The sequence below is a fragment of the Streptomyces sp. NBC_00669 genome, assembly GCF_036226785.1.
In the GTDB taxonomy this organism is placed as follows: Bacteria; Actinomycetota; Actinomycetes; order Streptomycetales; family Streptomycetaceae; genus Actinacidiphila.
Window position 1 is genome coordinate 3511941 of record NZ_CP109018.1, and the last position, 18618, is coordinate 3530558.

15 protein-coding genes are annotated in these 18618 nt (G+C 74.2%); 4 read left to right on the forward strand and 11 right to left on the reverse strand.

The annotated features are described in order from the left end of the window. Window positions 1-219: 219 nt before the first annotated feature. The 5 genes from OG896_RS14235 to OG896_RS14255 form a co-directional block, all read right to left on the reverse strand. Entirely contained in the window at window positions 220-1467 is a 1248-nt protein-coding gene (locus OG896_RS14235) for an MFS transporter (protein ID WP_329365549.1), read from the reverse strand. Further along, window positions 1458-1976 (reverse strand): MarR family winged helix-turn-helix transcriptional regulator, encoded by a 519-nt coding sequence (locus OG896_RS14240; RefSeq protein ID WP_329365551.1) that lies wholly within the window; start codon window positions 1974-1976, stop codon window positions 1458-1460. The genes OG896_RS14235 and OG896_RS14240 overlap by 10 nt, the downstream gene beginning before the upstream one ends. 262 nt (window positions 1977-2238) lie before the next feature. Further along, a complete protein-coding gene (locus tag OG896_RS14245) occupies window positions 2239-2835 on the reverse strand; it encodes a hypothetical protein (protein ID WP_329365553.1) in 597 nt (198 codons plus the stop codon). Further along, on the reverse strand, window positions 2832-4319 hold the full coding sequence (locus OG896_RS14250) for an ATP-binding protein (RefSeq protein ID WP_443057249.1): 1488 nt from the start codon (window positions 4317-4319) through the stop codon (window positions 2832-2834). Before OG896_RS14250 ends, OG896_RS14245 begins: the two co-directional genes overlap by 4 nt. A gap of 25 nt (window positions 4320-4344) precedes the next feature. Beyond that, a complete protein-coding gene (locus OG896_RS14255) occupies window positions 4345-5025 on the reverse strand; it encodes a response regulator transcription factor (protein ID WP_329365557.1) in 681 nt (226 codons plus the stop codon). Window positions 5026-5302: 277 nt separating this feature from the next. On the opposite strand from OG896_RS14255, the gene OG896_RS14260 reads away from it, so the two are divergent. Beyond that, window positions 5303-6157, forward strand: a complete 855-nt coding sequence (locus OG896_RS14260; RefSeq protein ID WP_329365559.1) for a DUF3152 domain-containing protein — start codon at window positions 5303-5305, stop codon at window positions 6155-6157. A 61-nt stretch (window positions 6158-6218) separates the two neighbouring features. Here the strand turns inward: OG896_RS14260 and OG896_RS14265 are convergent, their stop codons facing one another. From OG896_RS14265 to OG896_RS14285, 5 genes are all read right to left on the reverse strand, one after another. Beyond that, window positions 6219-7646, reverse strand: coding sequence for a glycosyltransferase (locus tag OG896_RS14265; protein WP_329365561.1), 1428 nt, complete (start codon window positions 7644-7646; stop codon window positions 6219-6221). A 460-nt stretch (window positions 7647-8106) separates the two neighbouring features. After that, window positions 8107-9165, reverse strand: coding sequence for a hypothetical protein (locus OG896_RS14270; RefSeq protein WP_329365563.1), 1059 nt, complete (start codon window positions 9163-9165; stop codon window positions 8107-8109). 92 nt (window positions 9166-9257) lie between these two features. Further along, window positions 9258-10190, reverse strand: a complete 933-nt coding sequence (locus OG896_RS14275) for an N-acetylneuraminate synthase family protein (protein ID WP_328468362.1) — start codon at window positions 10188-10190, stop codon at window positions 9258-9260. A 134-nt stretch (window positions 10191-10324) separates the two neighbouring features. Further along, complete coding sequence (locus OG896_RS14280; protein ID WP_329365565.1) at window positions 10325-11656, reverse strand: acylneuraminate cytidylyltransferase; 1332 nt, start codon at window positions 11654-11656, stop codon at window positions 10325-10327. A gap of 226 nt (window positions 11657-11882) precedes the next feature. Further along, window positions 11883-13190, reverse strand: coding sequence for a DUF6716 putative glycosyltransferase (locus OG896_RS14285; RefSeq protein ID WP_329365567.1), 1308 nt, complete (start codon window positions 13188-13190; stop codon window positions 11883-11885). Between the two features lie 185 nt (window positions 13191-13375). Between OG896_RS14285 and OG896_RS14290 the strand changes: the two genes are divergently transcribed. The 3 genes from OG896_RS14290 (at window position 13376) to OG896_RS14300 (ending at window position 16570) form a co-directional block, all read left to right on the forward strand. Next, window positions 13376-14413: a glycosyltransferase family 2 protein gene (locus OG896_RS14290; RefSeq protein WP_329365569.1), complete on the forward strand. Its 1038-nt coding sequence runs from the start codon at window positions 13376-13378 to the stop codon at window positions 14411-14413. Continuing rightward, window positions 14413-15783 (forward strand): alpha-2,8-polysialyltransferase family protein, encoded by a 1371-nt coding sequence (locus tag OG896_RS14295; RefSeq protein ID WP_329365571.1) that lies wholly within the window; start codon window positions 14413-14415, stop codon window positions 15781-15783. The genes OG896_RS14290 and OG896_RS14295 overlap by 1 nt, the downstream gene beginning before the upstream one ends. 97 nt (window positions 15784-15880) lie before the next feature. After that, window positions 15881-16570 (forward strand): TetR/AcrR family transcriptional regulator, encoded by a 690-nt coding sequence (locus tag OG896_RS14300; protein ID WP_329365573.1) that lies wholly within the window; start codon window positions 15881-15883, stop codon window positions 16568-16570. A gap of 208 nt (window positions 16571-16778) precedes the next feature. On the opposite strand, the gene OG896_RS14305 is transcribed toward OG896_RS14300, so the two are convergent. Further along, window positions 16779-18359, reverse strand: a complete 1581-nt coding sequence (locus OG896_RS14305; protein WP_329365574.1) for an acyl-CoA mutase large subunit family protein — start codon at window positions 18357-18359, stop codon at window positions 16779-16781. Between the last annotated feature and the right edge of the window lie 259 nt (window positions 18360-18618).

Below are 18618 nucleotides of genomic sequence, written 5' to 3' on the forward strand. Positions count from 1 at the left end.
CCGTTGAGGGCGCCTCACACGTGCGGCCCCACACCTTACGGCTCCGGTGTTACAGCGATGTGGCGGGAACGGGGGCGGGGATGGGGGCGCGAACGGGGCCGGACGGCGGGGCGCGCGTCCGGGCGCGGGCCGGGCACGTCTCCGGGGTGGCGCCGGGCTCGGGGCGGCCGGGGCTCGGGGGTGGCGCCGGGCTCGGGGGCGGCCGGGTGCCAGCGGGGGTCAGGTCGTAGGGGCGTCGACCGGGTGGGTGGGGGCCAGGCGCAGGCCCGGGGTGCGCGCGGCGACCATCGCGACCGCGGCCACGCACAGGACGCCGCCGCTGACCAGCGCGGCCGTACCCGACCAGGCGTGCGCGACCAGGCCGCCGCGCATGTTGCCGAGGTCCGGGCCGGCCTGGCCGACGATCTGTTCGGCCGCGCCGACCCGGCCGAGCAGCGCGCTCGGGGTGTGCAGCCGCACGATGGTGCCGCGCGAGACCACCGCGACCGTGTCGGCGGCGCCGGCCACCACCAGGCAGGCCAGCCCCACCCATGGCCGCGTCGACAGGCCGAAGAGCGTCAGCGCGACGCCCCACAGCGCCGACCCGCAGAGCATCACCAGGCCGGGGCGCGGTAGCCGGGTGAAGGACCCGGACAGCACGGAGGCGCCGATCCCGCCGACCGCGACCGCGGTGAGGAACAGCCCGAGGGTGCGCGGGTTGCCGCCGAAGCGTTCGGCGTTGACCAGCGGGAAGAGGCTGATCGGCATGGACAGCACGGTGGCGGCCAGGTCGGTGAGCAGGGCGCCGCGCACCGCCGGGGTGCGGGCGAGGAAGGCCAGGCCGTCGGCGACACCGCGCAGTCCGGGCCGGGCCGGTTCGTCACCGGGGAGCATCGCGGGCAGCCCGATCAGGCCGTAGAGGCCGGCGGTGAAGGAGAGCGCGTCGACCAGGTAGCAGCCGCCGACGCCCCAGGCGCCGATCACCAGGCCGCCGAGCGCGGGGCCGAGGAGCATCTGCCCCTGGAACGCGACCCGGTTCAGGGCGAGTCCGGCGGCGAGCGACTCCTTCGGGAGCAGCCGGGGCAGGAACGTGCCGGACGCGGGTCCGGAGAACGCGCCGAACGACGACTGCACGGCGACCAGGCCGAGCACGGCGGCCGCCGGGAAGCGCCCGCCGAGCCCCTGGACGGCGAGCAGCACCGAGCAGGCCGCCTGGCCGACGGCCATCACCAGGCAGAGCCGGCGCCGGTCCACCCGGTCCGCGACCGCGCCGGCCGGCAGGCCGAGGGCGACCACCGGGATCGCCTGGGCCAGGCCGACGGCGCCGGTCCACACGGTGCTGCCGGTCGACTGCCACACCTGGTACATGACGGCGACGAGCGTCATCTGCCCGCCGAAGCCGGACAGCGCGCGGCCGGTCCACAGCCGCCGGAACGCCGGGGAGACGCGCAGCGGGGTGGTGTCGACCAGCAGGTGCCTCACTGCCATGCCGGGTCCCGCGCGAGCAGTGCGGTGATCCGGTCGTGGAAGCTGCGGCGCTCCAGGGCTTGCCCGATGTCGGCCACCACCCGGCTGAGCGGGTACGGCAGTTCGGCTTCCAGCTCGACCAGGGCCTGTTCGGTGGCCTGCCACTCCGCGGCCAGCCGGGGCATGATGCGGCGGGACTTCGCGGTGAGGGCGACCCGTTTGGTGCGGGCGTCCGCCCCGGGCACCGTACGGACCATCCCGGCCTTGCGCAGCGCGGCGACCTTCTGGCTGACCGCGGAGTGGGTCAGGTGCACGGAGGCGGCCAGCTCGGTGATGGTCATCGGGCCGCGGGCGTGCAGCCGCAGCAGTTCCATCACATGGGTGGGCCGGATGCCGTCGAGCGCGGCGTCGGCGTAGACGCGGGCGATGTCGTCGTCCATCGAGCCGAGCAGCAGCCGCAGCGGCCGCCACACGCTCTCCTCGGAGGGGTCGTACGCCGCGGGGCCGGTCGCCGGTTCTCTGCTCGCCATGCCCACGATGTAACAGCACTTATATAAGCACCGTCAAAACATTTCCGGGGCCGTGCGGGAGCGTCCGCCCGGAAGGCACGGCCTGCTCGGGGTCGACGTGATTCCTCCAACGCGCTCATGCGGCGGACAGTGTCGAGGTCCGTTCGACTCCGCTCGCCGTTGGGGAGATCGCTCGGCTCCTTCGCGCTCGTACTGTCCTCGTCCGCGCGGGTCCATCCGTACGAGGCCGTCGCGCGCGGCTGAACCTCAGAGGGCGATAGGGCTACGAAGGGGGCTTGGTGGAGGTGGCGAAGGGGAGGGAGGGTGGGGGGCAGGTGGGGGCGGTCTGTGCGAGATGCCAGCCGGGGGTGGTCACCTCGACCCGGACGGGTGCCGTGGTGGGCTGAGGTGCGGCTTCGCCCGAGGGCGGGGGCCATGCGGGTAGCGACAGGGCCGCGGGGAAGGCCACCACGACGGTGCACGCCAGTTGCCGCATCGCGAGCGGGTCGAGTCGCCGCACGCCGGCGGGCAGCCGGACCGTGACCGTACGGCCCTCCGTCCGCACGTCGGCGGTGACCGGCGGCTGGGGCAGCCGTGTCGTGAGGTCGGGCCGCCCCACCGCGGCGGGGCCGGCGAAGAGGAGGTCCACCGCCGCGGTCACCGGATCGGACTCGCCCGACACATTGAGCCCGGCCGCCTGGAGCCGCTCGCCGTCCAGGAAGAAGGCGACCGCCTCGGAGCGTGCGGCCGGCGCCGTGGCGAGCCCGTTCGCCGGCTCCCCCACGTCGACGACGCCGGTGGTGGGCACCCCGCAGCCGGCGAGCAGTACGGCCGCCGCGGCCCCGAGCGCGGTCATCGCGCCCGCGCGGGGCCCGTTCACGCGTCCCGCCCGGGGCGCGCGGCGGACCCGTCCCGCGGGCCCGGCAGGTCCACCGTGAAGACGGCGCCGCCCCCGGGCGCGTTGTCGGCGCGGATACGGCCCCCGTGCAGCCGCACGTTCTCCGCGGTGATCGCCAGCCCGAGTCCGCTGCTCTCGCTCCGGGTCCGCGCCGAACTCGCCTTGTAGAAGCGGTCGAAGACGTGCGGCAGCGCCTCCGGCGCGATCCCGGGCCCGCGGTCGGCCACGACCAGCCGCACCCACCCGCCGCCCCGACCGTCCGGCCCGTGAGAACCCTTCTCCAGCGACACCGTGACCGGGGCCGCGCCGTGCCGCAGCGCGTTGCCGGCGAGGTTGGCCACCACAACGTCGAAGCGCCGCGGGTCGACCGGCATCCGCAACTCCCCGGGCGCGGGCAGCCGTAGCACCACCTGGTCCTGCCAGCCGCGCGCGGCCAGCGTGCGCCGCACCGACTCGGCCAGGTCGATCTCGTCGAGGTGGAGTTCGGCCGCGCCGGCGTCGAACCGGGAGACCTCCATCAGGTCGTTCACCAGCCGGACCAGCCGCTCGGTCTCCTCGCTGATGAGCTGGACGGCCTCGGCGGTGCCGTGCTCCAGACGCGGCGCCTCCTCGTCCAGCGCGTCGGTCACCGCCGACATCGCGGCCAGCGGCGTGCGCAGTTCGTGCGAGACGTCCGCGACGAACCGGCGGGCCTGGGCCTCCATCCGGCGCAGCTCCGACACCGAACGCTCCAGCGCGACCGCCGTCTCGTTGAACGCCGTGGACAGGTCCGCGAGTTCGTCGGAGCCGTTGACGCTGAGCCGGGTGTCGAGGTGCCCGGCGGCCATCCTGCGGGTCGCCTGGCGCAGCGCGCGGACCGGGCGCAGCACGCCGCGGGCGACGAACAGCGCCAGCAGGACCGCCAGGCACAGCGCGGGCAGCGCCGCGCGCTCGACGGCCCTGACCAGCGCGGTCACGTAGCGCTGCTCGGTGGTCTGCGGCACCACGAGGTAGAGCGCCAGCCCGGACCCGACCCGGGTGCCGTCGCCGGCGCCGTAGACGACGGGCAGGCCGACCACGAGCGAGGAGCCGCCGCCGGTGTGCACGCGCTGGAAGACGGCCACCTGGCGGGTGCGTACCGACTGGCGCAGCGACGCGGTCAGTTCGGGGAAGGAGTCGCCGGCCCGGGACGGGGCCCGCAGGTCGCCGTAGGTGGCCAGCACCCGCCAGTGCTGGGAGCGGTGCGTCGAGGCGAGGTTGTCCACCAGCGAGGCCAGTTCGGGCAGTCGGGGCCGGGACGGGATGCCGGGCGTCAACGCGTCGACGCTGTCCCGGAACTGGTTGACGACGGTGTCCTGGCTCTGCTGGAGCACCCCGGTACGGGCCTCGCGGAAGGTCAGGGCGCCGGTGCCGAGCGCGCTCACCACGGCGATCAGCCCGAAGCCGGCGACGAGGCGGAAGCGCAGGCTGCGTACCGCGCCGGGCATCCTGACCATGGGCGTCCGGCCGCCCTCACACCGCGCGGAAGCGGTAGCCGAAACCGCGTACGGTCTCGATGCAGCCGGGGTTGTCGCCGAGCTTGCCGCGCAGCCGCTTCACGCAGGCGTCCACCAGCCGGACGTCCCCGTGGTAGGTGTGCTCCCAGACCTGCTCCAGCAGTTGCTGGCGGCTGAGCACCTGGCCGGGCGAGGCCGACAGGGCCAGCAGCAGGCGCAGTTCGGACGGGGCGAGCGGCACCGGCTCGCCGCGGTGCGTGACCACCATGGCCGCGCGGTCGACGACCAGGTCGCCGTACGTCCGCGGGACCGGCCGGGTGCTGCCGGTCGCATCGGGGGCGGTACGGCGCAGCACCGCGCGTATCCGGGCCTCCAGCACGCCGGCCCGCACCGGTTTGACCACGTAGTCGTCGGCGCCCGCCTCCAGCCCGACCACCACGTCCACGTCGTCGCCGCGGGCGGTCACGATGATGATCGGGACCTGGTCGCTCTCGCGTATCCGGCGGCAGACGTCGAGCCCGGGGATGCCGGGCAGCATCAGGTCGAGCACGACCACGTCGGGCCGGTGCGGGCGGAGCAGGGCCAGGCCCTCCTCGCCGGTGGGCGCGGCCGTGACGGTGTGCCCGCGGTGCCGCAGCGCCCACTCCAGGCCCCGCCGCACGGCGGGGTCGTCTTCGATCAGCAGGACGCGGGACACGCGCATCAGTATGTGCACGCCCTCCGGCGGGCGGCCCGGCCGGACCCCCTTCGCGCGTCAACTGTTGCAGAACGGTCACATGGATCGCGGACCCGCCAACCGCCCCCAGCAGGCGACATCCGACAGGTCGTGACGCGTTCGTGACCGAATGGGCCAAGCGTCATCATCTACGGCCGCGAGCCTGAAGTCCGCACGCACGGTGCGCGGTTGCCAGGCCCCCCTCCCCCTTCGCACCGCCGGCGCGCGCCGCGGCATCGTCGATCGGAGAGGACCGGGAATGGGAAGCAGGGCACGGAAGCGGGGGGCCGGCGCGCACGGCGGCGGGAGGACGTCCCTCGGCCGCGGGGCGTACCTGCTGTTCGGGCTGATCTTCCTGGCGCTGCTCGGGGTGACGCTCGTCACGGTGCGCTCGGGCGGGCAGGCCCACGCGGGTACCTCGGCGACCGCCGGCGGCGTCCCGACCGGCGCGGCCACGGGCGGTGCCGGCGAGCCCGCACCGTCGAAGGCCGCTCGCGCCGCGGGTTCCCCCGCCGTGAGTTCCCCGGCCAAGCCCGGTACGCCCACGGTCCCGGAACACGGCTCGGGCGACTTCAGCACCGCCGACGCCTCCGCGAAGGCGGCCGGGCACGGCAACATCCGCCGCTACGAAGTGCAGGTCGAGGGCGGCACGGGCGTGGCCTCCGCGGCCGCTGCGAAGGAGATCCAGGGCATCCTCGCCGACCCGCGCGGCTGGACCGACGACGGCCACGACGGCTTCCAGCTGGTCTCCTCCGGCCCCGCCGACTTCGTCATCAAGATCGCCACCCCCGACACGGTGGACAAGATCTGCGGCGCCGCCGGCCTGCACACCCACGGCGAGGTCAACTGCGACGTCGGCGCGACCGTCGTGGTCAACCTCAAGCGCTGGCTCCTCGGCTCGCCCGAGTTCAGCGGCCCGATCCACGACTACCGCGCCCTGATCATCAACCACGAGGTCGGCCACCGCATCGGCCACGGCCACGAGGGCTGCCCCGGCCCCGGCAAACTCGCCCCCGTGATGATGCAGCAGATCGACGGCCTGCACGGCTGCAAGGCCAACGCCTGGCCGTACGACACGGACGGCCACTACATCCAGGGCCCGCCGGTCGCCTGAGAACGCCGGGGCCGGCCGGGCGGACCCGCCCACCCGTCAGCGCAACGGCCCGGGCCACCGGTCAGCGCAACGGGCCGAGCAGCCGGGCGTACAGGTCGAGCAGCGGCGCCGACTCGGTCTGCCAGGACCACTGGCGCAGCACCTCCACCCGGTCGTACGCCTTGCGGTAGCGGCGCGGGTTGGTGAGCACCGCGCCGACCGCGCGCACGAAGTCGGCGGTGTCGCGGGCCCGGAAGACCTCGCCGTTGCCGACTTCGAGGGTGGCCGCGGCCATCGCCCGCACGTCGGAGACGACCACCGGCAGCCGGGCGTGCGCGTATTCGTAGTAGCGGGTGGCCAGAACCGTCTGATGATGCGGGAGTTGGTGCACCGGCAGCACCCCGATGTCGGCCGAGGACAGGAACGCGGGGACCTCCGGCACCGGGACGTACGGCACCACGTGCAGGCGGGCGTGCACGCCGAGTTGGGCGGCGCGGTCCCGCAACTCCGCCAGGTGCGGGTGGTCCGGGTCGGGCACCACGAACGCGGCGTGCAGGTCGTAGAGCTTGGGCAGCGCCTCGACGACCGTGAACGGGCCGCGGTCGGGGGTGACCGGACCGGCGTGCACCAGCAGCGGCACCTCGGGGCCGAGCCGGCAGCGGGCGCGTACGCCGGAGTCGCGGCGGTCGGCGATCCGGGCCAGCGGCGGGGTGTTGCGGACCACCGTGGGCAGCGTGGACAGGCCGTGGCGCACCAGCAGTTCGCCGGCGAGGCGGTCGCCGACGGTGACCACGCCGTCGGCCTCGCGGGCGTACGAGCGCAGCAGCGCGTCGTCGGCGACGGCGGCCCGGCGGGTGGCGGCGGGGATACGCGGCGGCGCGTCCCACACCACCTCGATCCGGTGCCCGGCGCCCTCCGCGCGCAGCGCGGCCCGGATCGCCAGGGCCAGCGCGCGGTGCCCGAGCGCGTGGATCAGGTGCGGGCGGACCTCGTCGAGCACCGGCCCGTAGCCGATCTCCTGGTCCAGCAGGCCCGGGTCCAGCCGCCGCCACGCCCGCCGTCCGCGCAGCAGGCGGGCGAGTTCGGCGACGAGGTCGTCGAGCCGTGCGTCCGGGGTACGGCGGCGCTCCACCGCGGCGCGGTGCTGCGCGGCCCGCAGTCCGGTCCACCCGGCCCGTACCGCCAGCCGCACCGCGGTCAGGCCGTGGCCGGCCCTGGCGAACGCTTGCAGCGGCAACGGGCGGTGCACCACGTCCAGTTCGGCGGCGCGGGTGGCGTGCAGGGAGCGGTGTGCGGCGAGCAGGGCGGTGCGGCGCTCGTACGACTCCGCGCCGCGGTAGGCCAGCGGCCAGCGCAGGCCCGGGCGCGGGCGGCGCTCCCGGTAGCCGCCGAGCGGGGAGCCGACGGTCACCTCGCGTACGGCCACGCCCCGCGGGGCCGCGGTCGCCGGGCCCGCTCCGATCAGCGTGACGCCGTACCCCGCGGAGTCGGCTGCCGCCGCCACGCGCATGGCTCGGGAGTCACCGTCCAACACACCATCCGTCACGATTGCCACGCGCAGCGTCGGCCGGGCTGAGGGCTCCGCCATTCCCGTATCCGACCCCCTCCAAGTGAACGAACGCGACCCCCCGGGTTTCCCCGTCCTGTCGGTTCAGGGACCACCAGCCGGTGGGTGGGGTCCCCTCCGGGCTGCCCCGTCCTGCGAGTGCCGGGACCTCGCGGTCCGCTGTGGCTGGTCGCTGGGGGGGTACCCCCTCTGGGGGCGTTCCCCGCGGCCCTGGATGTGTGCGGCTCCCTCCGCGAAAAGAGGGCCACCAACCCGGGGGCGCGTGGGGGCACTCCCCCTGGCTCCGCCGGGGGGCTCCCACCCAGGCGAAGCTCTGGGGGAGAACCGCGCGCGCGGCCACCCACCGGCAGGTGGTCCCTGAACCGACAGGGCACAGCACCCCGGGCGGGTCGGGGCGCCCTGGTCACGTCAGGTTGTGGAGGGTGCGGGCTTTGTCCGTGATGTCGGACAGGAAGGTGTGGGCGCGGGGCGAAGCCGCCGTGGTGAGCCATTCCTGATCGATGTCGCAGACGGTGATCGTCACCCCGGTTCCGGCCAGCGCCAGCGGCAACGTGTGGACGACCGTCGAAGGAAACGACAGCACGGACCGCCCGATCGGCCCGCGCCGAGCGACCAGTTCGAGCGGCAGGTCCGGCCGCACGATCTCCAGCCCCGTCTCCGCGGCGAGCCGATGCAACTTGGCCGGCGCCTCCCGCCGATGCGCGAAGTACCGCCGGGCACCGTGCCGTTCGGCCAGCCCGCGCACCACCGCGAGATACCGCTCGGGATCGACCACACCGGTCTCAACCAGCGACGTGCCGATCAGGTCGGTACCGGCCAGCGTCCGCGGCGGCCCGAACCGCCCCCGGGTCCAGGCGAACCGGTTGGCCCGCACCGCCATCCCGGGCGGCGGCGTGGCCGGCATCGCGCTGAACAGCTCGATCCGGTGCCGCCGGCCGGGGGTGAGCCGGCGCCGCGCGGTGCGCGCGAAGACGCCGAAGGCCACGTCCGCCGGGGAACGGCGCCGCCCGCTGCGGTGCCAGCGCACCAACTTCCCGCCACGAGCCAGGATTTCGGTGAACTCCATGGTCGCGGTGCCGTCGTCGACCACCGTGATGTCCTTCGCCCGGCACAGCGGCAGCAGCACCTGGACCAGCCGGGAGAACGGGTCGCCGATCACCAGCCGCCGCACCCGCAGCAGCGTCGGCGCGAGCGCGCACGCGGTGCGCAGCAACCCGCCGCGGCCGCCCCGCGCTTCGTACCACCGCACCAACGCGCCCTCGTCCCGGGCGAGTTCGGCCATCCGCTTCAACTGGCCCCGGCTGGTGGGGTCGGCGGGCGAGAGCACCACGATGGTGAGGGGTTCCGCGCGCTCACCGGGTGCGGCGGGCGGGCGGACGTGGCCCCACTCCAGCACGTTGAGCAGCTGCACGGGCGACTCGACGAGCGCGACGGCACCCGGTGGGGCGGGCCGGTCGGCCATGAGGGTTCCTTTCGGTGGGCGGGTGCACGATCCCGCCGTCAACTCCGCCCCGCGCCCCTCGGCGAACCCGGGGGCGCGGGGCAGCGGACCGTTCAGACCGTGGCGTCGACCGACTGCTCGGACTCGGCCACCACCCCGGGCACCCGGCGCAGCTTCTTCATCGGGCCCAGCTCACCGTCGTAGACCTTCTTGACGCCGTCGCCCAGCGAGGTCTCGATGATGCGGATGTCGCGGACCAGGCGCTCCAGGCCCTGGGTCTCGACGGACGCGGCCTGGTCCGAGCCCCACATGGCGCGGTCGAGGGTGATGTGCCGCTCCACGAAGACCGCGCCGAGCGCGACCGCGGCGAGCGTGGTCTGCAGGCCGACCTCGTGGCCGGAGTAGCCGACCGGGACGTTCGGGAACTCGGACTGGAGGGTGTTGATCATGCGCAGGTTGAGCTCTTCGTGCTTCGCCGGGTAGGTCGAAGTGGCGTGGCACAGCACGATGTTGTCGCTGCCGAGCACCTCCACCGCGTGCCGGATCTGCTTCGGCGTCGACATGCCGGTGGACAGCACCACGGTACGGCCGGTGGCGCGCAGCGCCTGGAGCAGCTCGTCGTCGGTGAGGCAGGCCGAAGCGACCTTGTGCACCGGCACGTTGAACTTCTCCAGGAACTCCACGGACGGCACGTCCCACGGGGAGGCGAACCAGTCGATGCCCCGCTTGCGGCAGTACTCGTCGATCGCGCGGTAGCCGTCCTCGTCGAACTCGACCCGGTGCCGGTAGTCGATGTAGGTCATCCGGCCCCAGGGGGTGTCGCGCTCGATCTCCCACTGGTCGCGCGGGGTGCAGATCTCCGGGGTGCGCTTCTGGAACTTGACCGCGTCGCAGCCCGCGGCCACGGCCGCGTCGATCAGGGCGAACGCGTTCTCCAGGTCGCCGTTGTGGTTGATGCCGATCTCGCCGGTGACGTACACGGGCTGGCCGTTGCCGATGTGGCGGGAGCCGACAGCGCGGAGGTTGGCGGGGAGGGAGGTGGTCACGGCTGTTCCTTCACTACGGGGTTGGGACAGGGGGGTGGCACGGGCCGGATGGCCCGGGGACGAGAAGGCGGACGAGAAAGGGGACAAGTCCGGTGCGGGGCAAGCGGGTTGGCGGGCCAGGCGAGGTGGCGGGCTCAGCGGGCGAGCGTGGGGCCGAGCAGCCAGGCGGCGATCTCGCGGATCGCGCCGTACCCGCCCTGCGTGCTGGTCACCGCGCGGGCCGCGGCACGCACCACGTCGTGCGCGCCGGCCACGGCGACGGGCCAGCCGACGAGGCTGAAGCACGGCAGGTCGTTGACGTCGTTGCCCGCGTACAGGACCCGCTCGGGGGCGATGCCCTGCTCCTCGCACCACTGCTTGAGCGCGAGGTCCTTGCGGTCGATGCCGTGCAGCACCGGCACCTGGAGCTTGCGGGCGCGGGCGGCCACGACGGGGTTGGTCTCGGTGGACAGGATCAGTACGGGCACGCCCGCGCGGCGCAGCGCGGCGATGCCGAGGCCGTCGCCCCGGTGCACCGTGACCGCCTCGTGGCCGTCGGAGTCGATCAGCACCCGGTCGTCGGTCTGGGTGCCGTCGAAGTCGAGTACGACCGCGTCCACGTCGTCGCGGCGCGGGGTGGTGGCGCCGGCGTCGAGCACCGGGGCGAGCGCCCGGGCCCGGTCCAGGTCGGCGGGCTCGTCGATCTCCAGCACCCGGGCCGGGTCGGTCCACACCAGGCTGGTGCGGCCGAAGAAGCGGTGGCCGGCGGCGCGGAAGCCGTCGGCGCGCATGCCGTAGGCGGCGCCGGTCTCCAGCAGGTCCTGCGGGCGGTCCTGGCGGCGCGGGCGGGTGGCCTTGTCGTGGTTGACGCCGACGCCGTTGCCGCGGAAGTCCGCGCCGGTGCCGGAACCGGCGCCGGCGGTCGCGGTGCCGGTTCCCGCGGCTATGCCGGCGCCCGCGTTCGCGCCCGCGGCCAGGTCCGGCACGTCCGCCCCGTCCGCACGCCAGACGAAGCCGTGGAAGGGGGCGACGGTGTGGGCGGTGTCGGCGCCGCCGTCGGTGATCGCCTCGATCACGCCGTCGAGTTCGTCGCCGGTGATGAACGGGCTGGTGCACTGGACGAGCAGCACCACGTCGGCGGCGGCGCCGCTCATCGCCTCGTACGCGTCCATGGCGTGCAGCACCGCGGCCTCGCTGGTCGCGGTGTCGCCGGCGATCGCGGCCGGCCGCAGCACCACCTCGGCGCCGGCCGCCCGGGCCACCTCGGCGATCGCCGGGTCGTCGGTGGAGACCAGGATCGCGCTGATCCGGCGGGCGGCGGTGCAGGCGCGTACCGCCCGGGCCACCAGCGGCACTCCGCCGACCGTCGCCACGTTCTTGCCCGGCACGCCCTTCGAGCCGCCGCGGGCGGGGATGACGGCCAGGACCCGGGCGTCGCCTGCCGGGGCGCGGGGTGGCTCCCCCGCCGGCGTGATGGTCTGGGTCATCGTGCGGCTCCTGTCGTGGGGGTCATACGGGCCGCGGTCGCGGCATGGTGCGCCGCGAGGGCGCGTGCGGTGCGGGGGTCGAGGGGCGCGCCGGCGGCCGGGCGGCCGCCGTTCCGCACCGGTCCCGCGGTCCGCCGTCCCGCGGTCCGCCGTCCAGCAGGCCGCCGTCCAGCGGGGATCGCGGGCGTCGGCATCGCGGTGCGGGGCCGGCCCACCGCTGGCCGGCTCACAGCTGGCCCCAGCGGCGGATGGCCGGGGCGACGCGCTGCACGCCCTGGCGGTAGGCGGTGCGCGCGGACTTGCGCAGCACCCGGCGGGCGGCCTTGCGCACCCGGTTGCTGCCGGCTCCGCCGGCGGTTGCGGCGCGCACGGCGGGCAGCCCCTCGGGGTCCAGGCCCTGCCGGGCGAGGATGCCCGGCAGGTAGCCGGGGGCGGTGCGCAGCGTGTAGTACGGCGTCAGCCTCGGCAGCCGGCCGGCGGCGACCAAGCCCTGGACGCGGGCCCGCAGGTCGGCGTACGGGTCGCCGGTGGCCACGCCGTGCGCGGCGGTCCATTCGGGGTCGGGCTTGGGCAGTTCGCCGTCGTCGAGCTGGTCCCAGGAGGCGAGGCAGCCCGAGCCGAGGAAGTGGTGGTTGCCGAGCGGCTCGCGGATGCCCAGGTCGGTGAGGATGGCGGTGGGTATGCCGCGGTGCAGCGACTCCAGCGCGGCGGTGGAGCTGACCGTGACCAGCAGGTCGGTGCGGTCCAGCACCTCGCCCATCGCGCCGTAGACCAGCGAGACGTTCGCCGGCGGCTCCAGCGACTCCATCAGGTGCTGGTAGGGGTGCTCCTCGATGTGCGTGGTCTGCTCGCCGGGCATGCTGCGCAGCTTCACCAGCACCTCGCGCTCGGGGTGCCGGCGGGCGTGCTCGACCGCCCGGCGCAGCAGGTACAGCCGCTCGGGGCGCTCGGCGGGCGCGGACGGCTGCACGGCGAAGGTGACGGTGAACGGCCGACTGCCGTCGGGCCGGTACGGTGCGCCGTCGAGGAACGGCAGCGCCGTCTCCACGATCGCGCCGGTCGGGAAGCCGACCCCTTCGTACACGGAACGGAACCGCAGCGCGTCGTCGGTGCTGTTGGCGAGCACCACGTCGGCGCCGGCCCGCAGCAGCAGGCCGTCGGCGAGCTTCTCGTAGACCACGCCGACGTAGCCGGTGACCACCACCGGGCGGCGCGGGTGGCCGCGCCAGGCGCGGTCGAAGCCGTGCAGGAAGCACTGGATGGTGCCGCCCACGCAGGAGATGACGAGCACATCGCAGTTGTCGGCGCTGGTCTCGGCGAGGATCTCCGCGGCGGTCTGCTCGGTCATCGAGTCGGCGGGAATTCCGAGTTCGGCGAGCTGGCGCGGAGTGGGCGTGGCACGGCCGCGCAGGAGGCGGGCGTCGAGCCGCGCATCCGGGGCGATCCGGCGCGCGGTCAGCGCACCCCACTTCCAGCGGGTGTCCGAATCGGCGATCACCGTGACCCGCAAGGGCCCTGACGTACGTTCTGGCACATCGCAGACAGTAGGAAGCGGGTGGGTGGAATGGGCTAATCGAAGGCCAACGGCAGGTAAACAGAATGCCGCTACTTTGCGAGTGGTCATCCGTCGCGAGTGAATCACCTGCTCGCCATATTCCGTTTACCTGGAAGTACGCAATCGGCAAAGTACCGAGCCGAACGGCGGCTTAAGGTAATCGGGTGGTCAAGCTCTCCGTCATCGTGCCGTTTTTCAATGTGCAGCCATTCGTCCCCGATGCGCTGCGGAGTCTGCGTGCCAACGCCCGGCACGACTTCGAGTTCCTGTTGATGGACGACGGGTCGACCGACCGGACTCCGCAACTCCTCGAAGAGGGCGCCGGCTCGCTGCCGGGCGCCCGGATCATCCGCCGCGACCACACCGGTGTCGCGGCTCTGCGCAACGCGGGCATCGACGAGGCCCGGGGCGAGTATCTGACCTTCATGGACGGCGACGACTGGCTCGCCCCCGGCTACCTGCCGCAACTGGTGCGCGCCATGGACGAGTTGGACGTGGACTTCCTGCGCACCGACCACGTGCAGTGCACCGGGTCCAGCCGCAACGTGATCCGCGCCCCGCACGGCCGCCGCAACGCCCGGATCGACCCGCGCGCCGCGATCCTGCCCGCCGACCGCCCGACCCTCGTGGACTACCCCTACTCCTGGGCCGGCGCCTACCACCGCCGGATCGTCGAGCAGGGCCTGGTGCACATGCCCGCGCACCTGCGCACCGCCGAGGACCGGCCGTGGATCTGGCGGCTGCACCGGGAGGCCAGGTCCTGCGCGGTGGTGGGCCTGCTGGGCGTGCACTACCGGCGCGGGGTGAACACCTCGCTCACCCAGATCGGCGACGAGCGGCAGCTGGACTTCGTCCGCTCCTTCGACCAGGTGATAGCCGAACTCGCCGGAGACCCCGACGAGGAGCGGTTCCTGCCCAAGGCGATCCGCACCTACTGCGCGATCATCGCCCACCACCTCGACAACATCGACCGGTTCGAGCCCGCGCTGGCCCGGCAGTTGAAGACGCTCTCCGCCGCCGCGCTCGGCCGGCTGCCCGCGGACCTGCTCGCCGACGCGCTGGACTCGATGGATGCCGAACGCAGCGCCCGGGTCCGCCGGTTGCGCGGGCGGACCGCGGCCAGAGCCGACCACTCCGGCCCCGCCGCGGACAGCGACGCCGACGTACGCGACAACGCGACCAGCGGATCGGCGGTCGCGTGATGGCCCGCACCCAGCTCCTCCTCGCCTCGACCCTGTACGGGATCGCCACCCTCGCCGCCGCGATCGACGCCGGCTCCGTGCCGCCCGCCGACCGCCGCATCCTCGTGGTCAGCAACAACGCCGCCGTACCCGAGACCCACGACGCCCCGGACCGGGCGCCCGGCTTCGAGCCGCTGCGCACCCGATTCGACCGGGTGGTGTCCTGGAACGACGCGATCCGCCCGATGCACCCCGGCGGCTGGGCCCCGCGCACCGACGAAGTCCCCATGTGGGACCGGTACTTCCGGCAGCTGTGGCAGCTCGGCGACGACGACCTCGACCTGGTCGTGGAGTCCATCCAGGTCGCGCCCGCGCTCTCCTTCGCACAGGTCTTCACCGGCGCCCCGATCACCGTCTACGCCGACGGCCTGATGTCGTACGGCCCGACCCGCAACAAGCTCGGGCTGCTGGTGGACACCCGGATCGACGCGCTGCTCCACCTCGACCTGGTGCCGGGCCTGGAGCCCTTGCTGCTCAGCGAGTTCGGCGTGCCCTCGCGGGTGGTGCCGAGCTCGGAGTTCACGAAGGTGCTCGCCGAGGTGGCCGAAGCCACCCGCGGACACGGCATCGGCCCGGACCCGGTGGACGAACTGCCGCGCGACGCGGCCCTGTTGCTCGGCCAGTACCTCTCGGCGCTGGGCATCCTCAGCGTCGAGGAGGAGGAGAAGCTGCACCTGTCCCTGGTGCGCGGCGCGGTCGCCCTCGGCCACCGCCGGCTCGTCTTCAAGCCGCACCCGACCGCGCCCTCGCACTGGCTGGAGCCGCTGCGGGAGGAGGCGCGCAAGCTCGGCGCCGAACTGACCGTGCTGGACTCCCCGGTGCTCGCCGAGGTGGTCTACCAGCGGGCCCGCCCCGCCCTGGTGGCCGGCTGCTTCTCCACCGCGCTGCTGACCGCGTCCGCGCTCTACGGCATCCCGGTCGCCCGCAGCGGCACCAAGCTGCTGCTCGACCGGCTCTCGCCGTACCAGAACAGCAACCGGGTGCCGGTGACCCTCGTGCACGCGCTCCTCCCCGAGGTGTCCGACCCGGACGCGGTACGCGGCTGGACCCCGCCCTCGCCGCGGCAGGTGGACACCGAACTCACCCCGCTGCTGCACGCCGTCGGCTACTGCATGCAGGCCGAGGCGTACCCGCACCTGCGGGCGGAGGCCGAGGCGTGGCTCGAGGACCACCTCGGCTCCGGGGTCGCGCCGTACTTCAAGCGCCGCCGGCTGACCTCGCTCGGCCTGCCCGGCGCGCTCCCGGCCCGACGCTCGCTGGTGCCGCGGGTGCGCGCCGTCCGCCAGGTGGCCCGCGGCGCCCGCGCACTGAAGAAGGCCGCGCTCGGGTAGGCGGTCGCCGGATGATCTCGGGGTGCCTGGCCGCCGACGGCCGGGCGCCCCGATTAACGGACACGGGAGCTCATACGCCCTGCCCTACGATGGAACAGTGAGCGACATCACCCGTGGGAGTCTGCGCGAACAGCCGACGCGCGCCGAGGCGATCCTCGCGGTCGGCCTGCGCGACGAGAAGAGGCGCCAGACCCGGCGGCACATCGCGGAGGTGGCCACCGGGCTGTTCCTCGAACACGGCTTCGCCCGGGTGACGATCGCCGAGGTGGCCCGCACCGCCGAAGTGTCCGTGAACACCGTCTACACGTACTTCCCCTCCAAGGAGGACCTGGTCTTCTACCCGGAGGAGGCGTCCGCGCAGCGGATGGTGGAGATGGTCCGGGACCGCCCGCCCGGGCAGTCCGCCGCCGGCGCCGTCCTCGCCACCCTGCGCGGCGAGCTGCGGCACGGTGACCGCATGGTCGGCCTCACCCAGGGCTTCGCCCGCTTCCTGGAGATGGTCCGCGCCGAGCCCACGCTCTCCGCCCGCCTCGACTCGACCACCCGCGAGATGGTCGACGCGCTCGCCGAGACGCTCGCCGGCGAGACCGGTGCGGAGCCGGGCGACCCCACGCCGCGCCTGGTCGCCTCCCAGCTCGGCTGGGCGCAGGAGCAGCTCTTCCGCGAGATCGGTGAGCGCTCCCGGGCGGGGTGCCCTCCGGGCACGGTGGCGGAAGACGCGCTGGCCCTCCTCGACTCCGTCGAGTCCCTCCTCGGCGACCGCGTCCTGACGTACGCCACGCGCTGACCCGCCTCGCCCCTTCGGGAGCGCCCCCTAGGTGTATTTGACCCGTAGCGGCGCGGGGAAGCGCGCGCGCAACCATCCACCGGCCGGGGGCCCGGCTACGACAGCGACAGCCCCCTTGGGCCGGTGGCGACCCGCGCCACGACGACGGCTGAGCGCGCAGTTCCCCGCGCCGCTGGTTCCCCGATCCCCCTGGTTCCCCCGCGCACCCTCAGAACGCCGGCGTCGGGACGTACGTCCCCCACACACCGCGCAAGGCGTCGCAGACCTCCCCCACGGTCGCGCGGCAGCGCAACGCCTCCCGCATCGGGTAGAGCACGTTGTCCGTGCCGGCCGCCGCCTCGCAGAGCACCGACAGGGCGCGGTCGACCGCGCCCTGGTCACGTTCGGCCCGCAACCTCGCCAGCCTCGCCGCCTGCTGCGCCTCGATCGCCGGGTCCACCCGAAGCGGCTCGTACGGCTCCTCCTCGTCGAGCGTGAAGCGGTTGACGCCGACCACGACGCGGTCGCCCGCCTCGGTCTCCAGGGCGATCCGGTAGGCGTTCCGCTCGATCTCGGACTTCTGGAAGCCCCGCTCGATCGCCCGCACCGCGCCGCCCGCGTCCTCGATCCGGCCCATCAGTTCGAGCGCGGCGGCCTCGACGTCGTCGGTCATCCGCTCCATCACGTAGGAGCCCGCGAACGGGTCCACGGTGGCGGTCACGTCGGTCTCGTACGCGAGCACCTGCTGGGTGCGCAGCGCGAGCCGCGCGGACTTGTCGGTGGGCAGCGCGATGGCCTCGTCGAAGGAGTTGGTGTGCAGCGACTGGGTGCCGCCGAGCACCGCGCCCAGGCCCTGCACGGCGACCCGGACCAGGTTCACCTCGGGCTGCTGCGCGGTGAGTTGCACCCCGGCGGTCTGGGTGTGGAAGCGCAGCATCTGCGACTTGGGGTTCCTCGCCCCGAACTCCTCGCGCATCACCCGCGCCCAAATGCGCCGGGCGGCACGGAACTTCGCGATCTCCTCCAGGATGGTGGTGCGCGCCACGAAGAAGAACGACAGCCGCGGTGCGAAGTCGTCGACGTCCATCCCGGCGGCGAGCGCGGTGCGGACGTACTCGATGCCGTCGGCGAGCGTGAAGGCGATCTCCTGCGCGGGCGAGGCGCCCGCCTCGGCCATGTGGTAGCCGGAGATCGAGATGGTGTTCCAGCGGGGGATCTCCGCCCGGCAGTAGGCGAAGATGTCCGCGGTCAGCCGCAGGGACGGCTTGGGCGGGAAGATGTACGTGCCGCGCGCGATGTACTCCTTGAGCACGTCGTTCTGGAGGGTGCCGGTGAGCTTCCCGGCCGGCACGCCCTGCTCCTCGCCGACGAGTTGGTACAGCAGCAACAGCAGGGCGGCGGGCGCGTTGATCGTCATCGACGTGGACACCCGGTCCAGCGGGATGCCGTCGAAGAGCACCCGCATGTCGTCGATCGAGTCGATCGCCACACCCACCTTGCCGACCTCGCCGGCCGCGATCGGGGCGTCGGAGTCGTGCCCCATCTGGGTCGGCAGGTCGAACGCGACCGACAGGCCGGTCGTGCCGTGGGCGATGAGCTGCCGGTAGCGCGCGTTGGACTCGGCGGCGGTGCCGAACCCGGCGTACTGCCGCATCGTCCAGGGCCGGCCGGTGTACATCGACGGGTACACACCGCGGGTGAACGGGTACCCGCCGGGTTCGCCCAGCCGCTCGGCGGGGCCCCAGCCGTCCAGGTCCTCCGGGCCGTACACCGGCTCGATCGGCAGACCGGACTCCGACTCGCGCGTCATGCTCTCCGCCTCCGCCTCCGCCGGCTCGGTGGGGGTGTGCCCGCGTCCGCGCCACGTGGGGTGGCGGGCGCGTGAACAGACCGGCTCGCCCACGGACCTTACGGCGTGGGGAGCGAAAGGGGACGGATGCCGCGCGTCGCCGGAGTGGGCGCGCTGCGCGCCGGGGCCCGCCGCGCGACGCTCGCGGCGCCCCGCGAACGGCGAGCGCGGCCGGGCAGGGGGAAAAACGCACCCGGCCGCGCTCTGTGTCGTGGACACC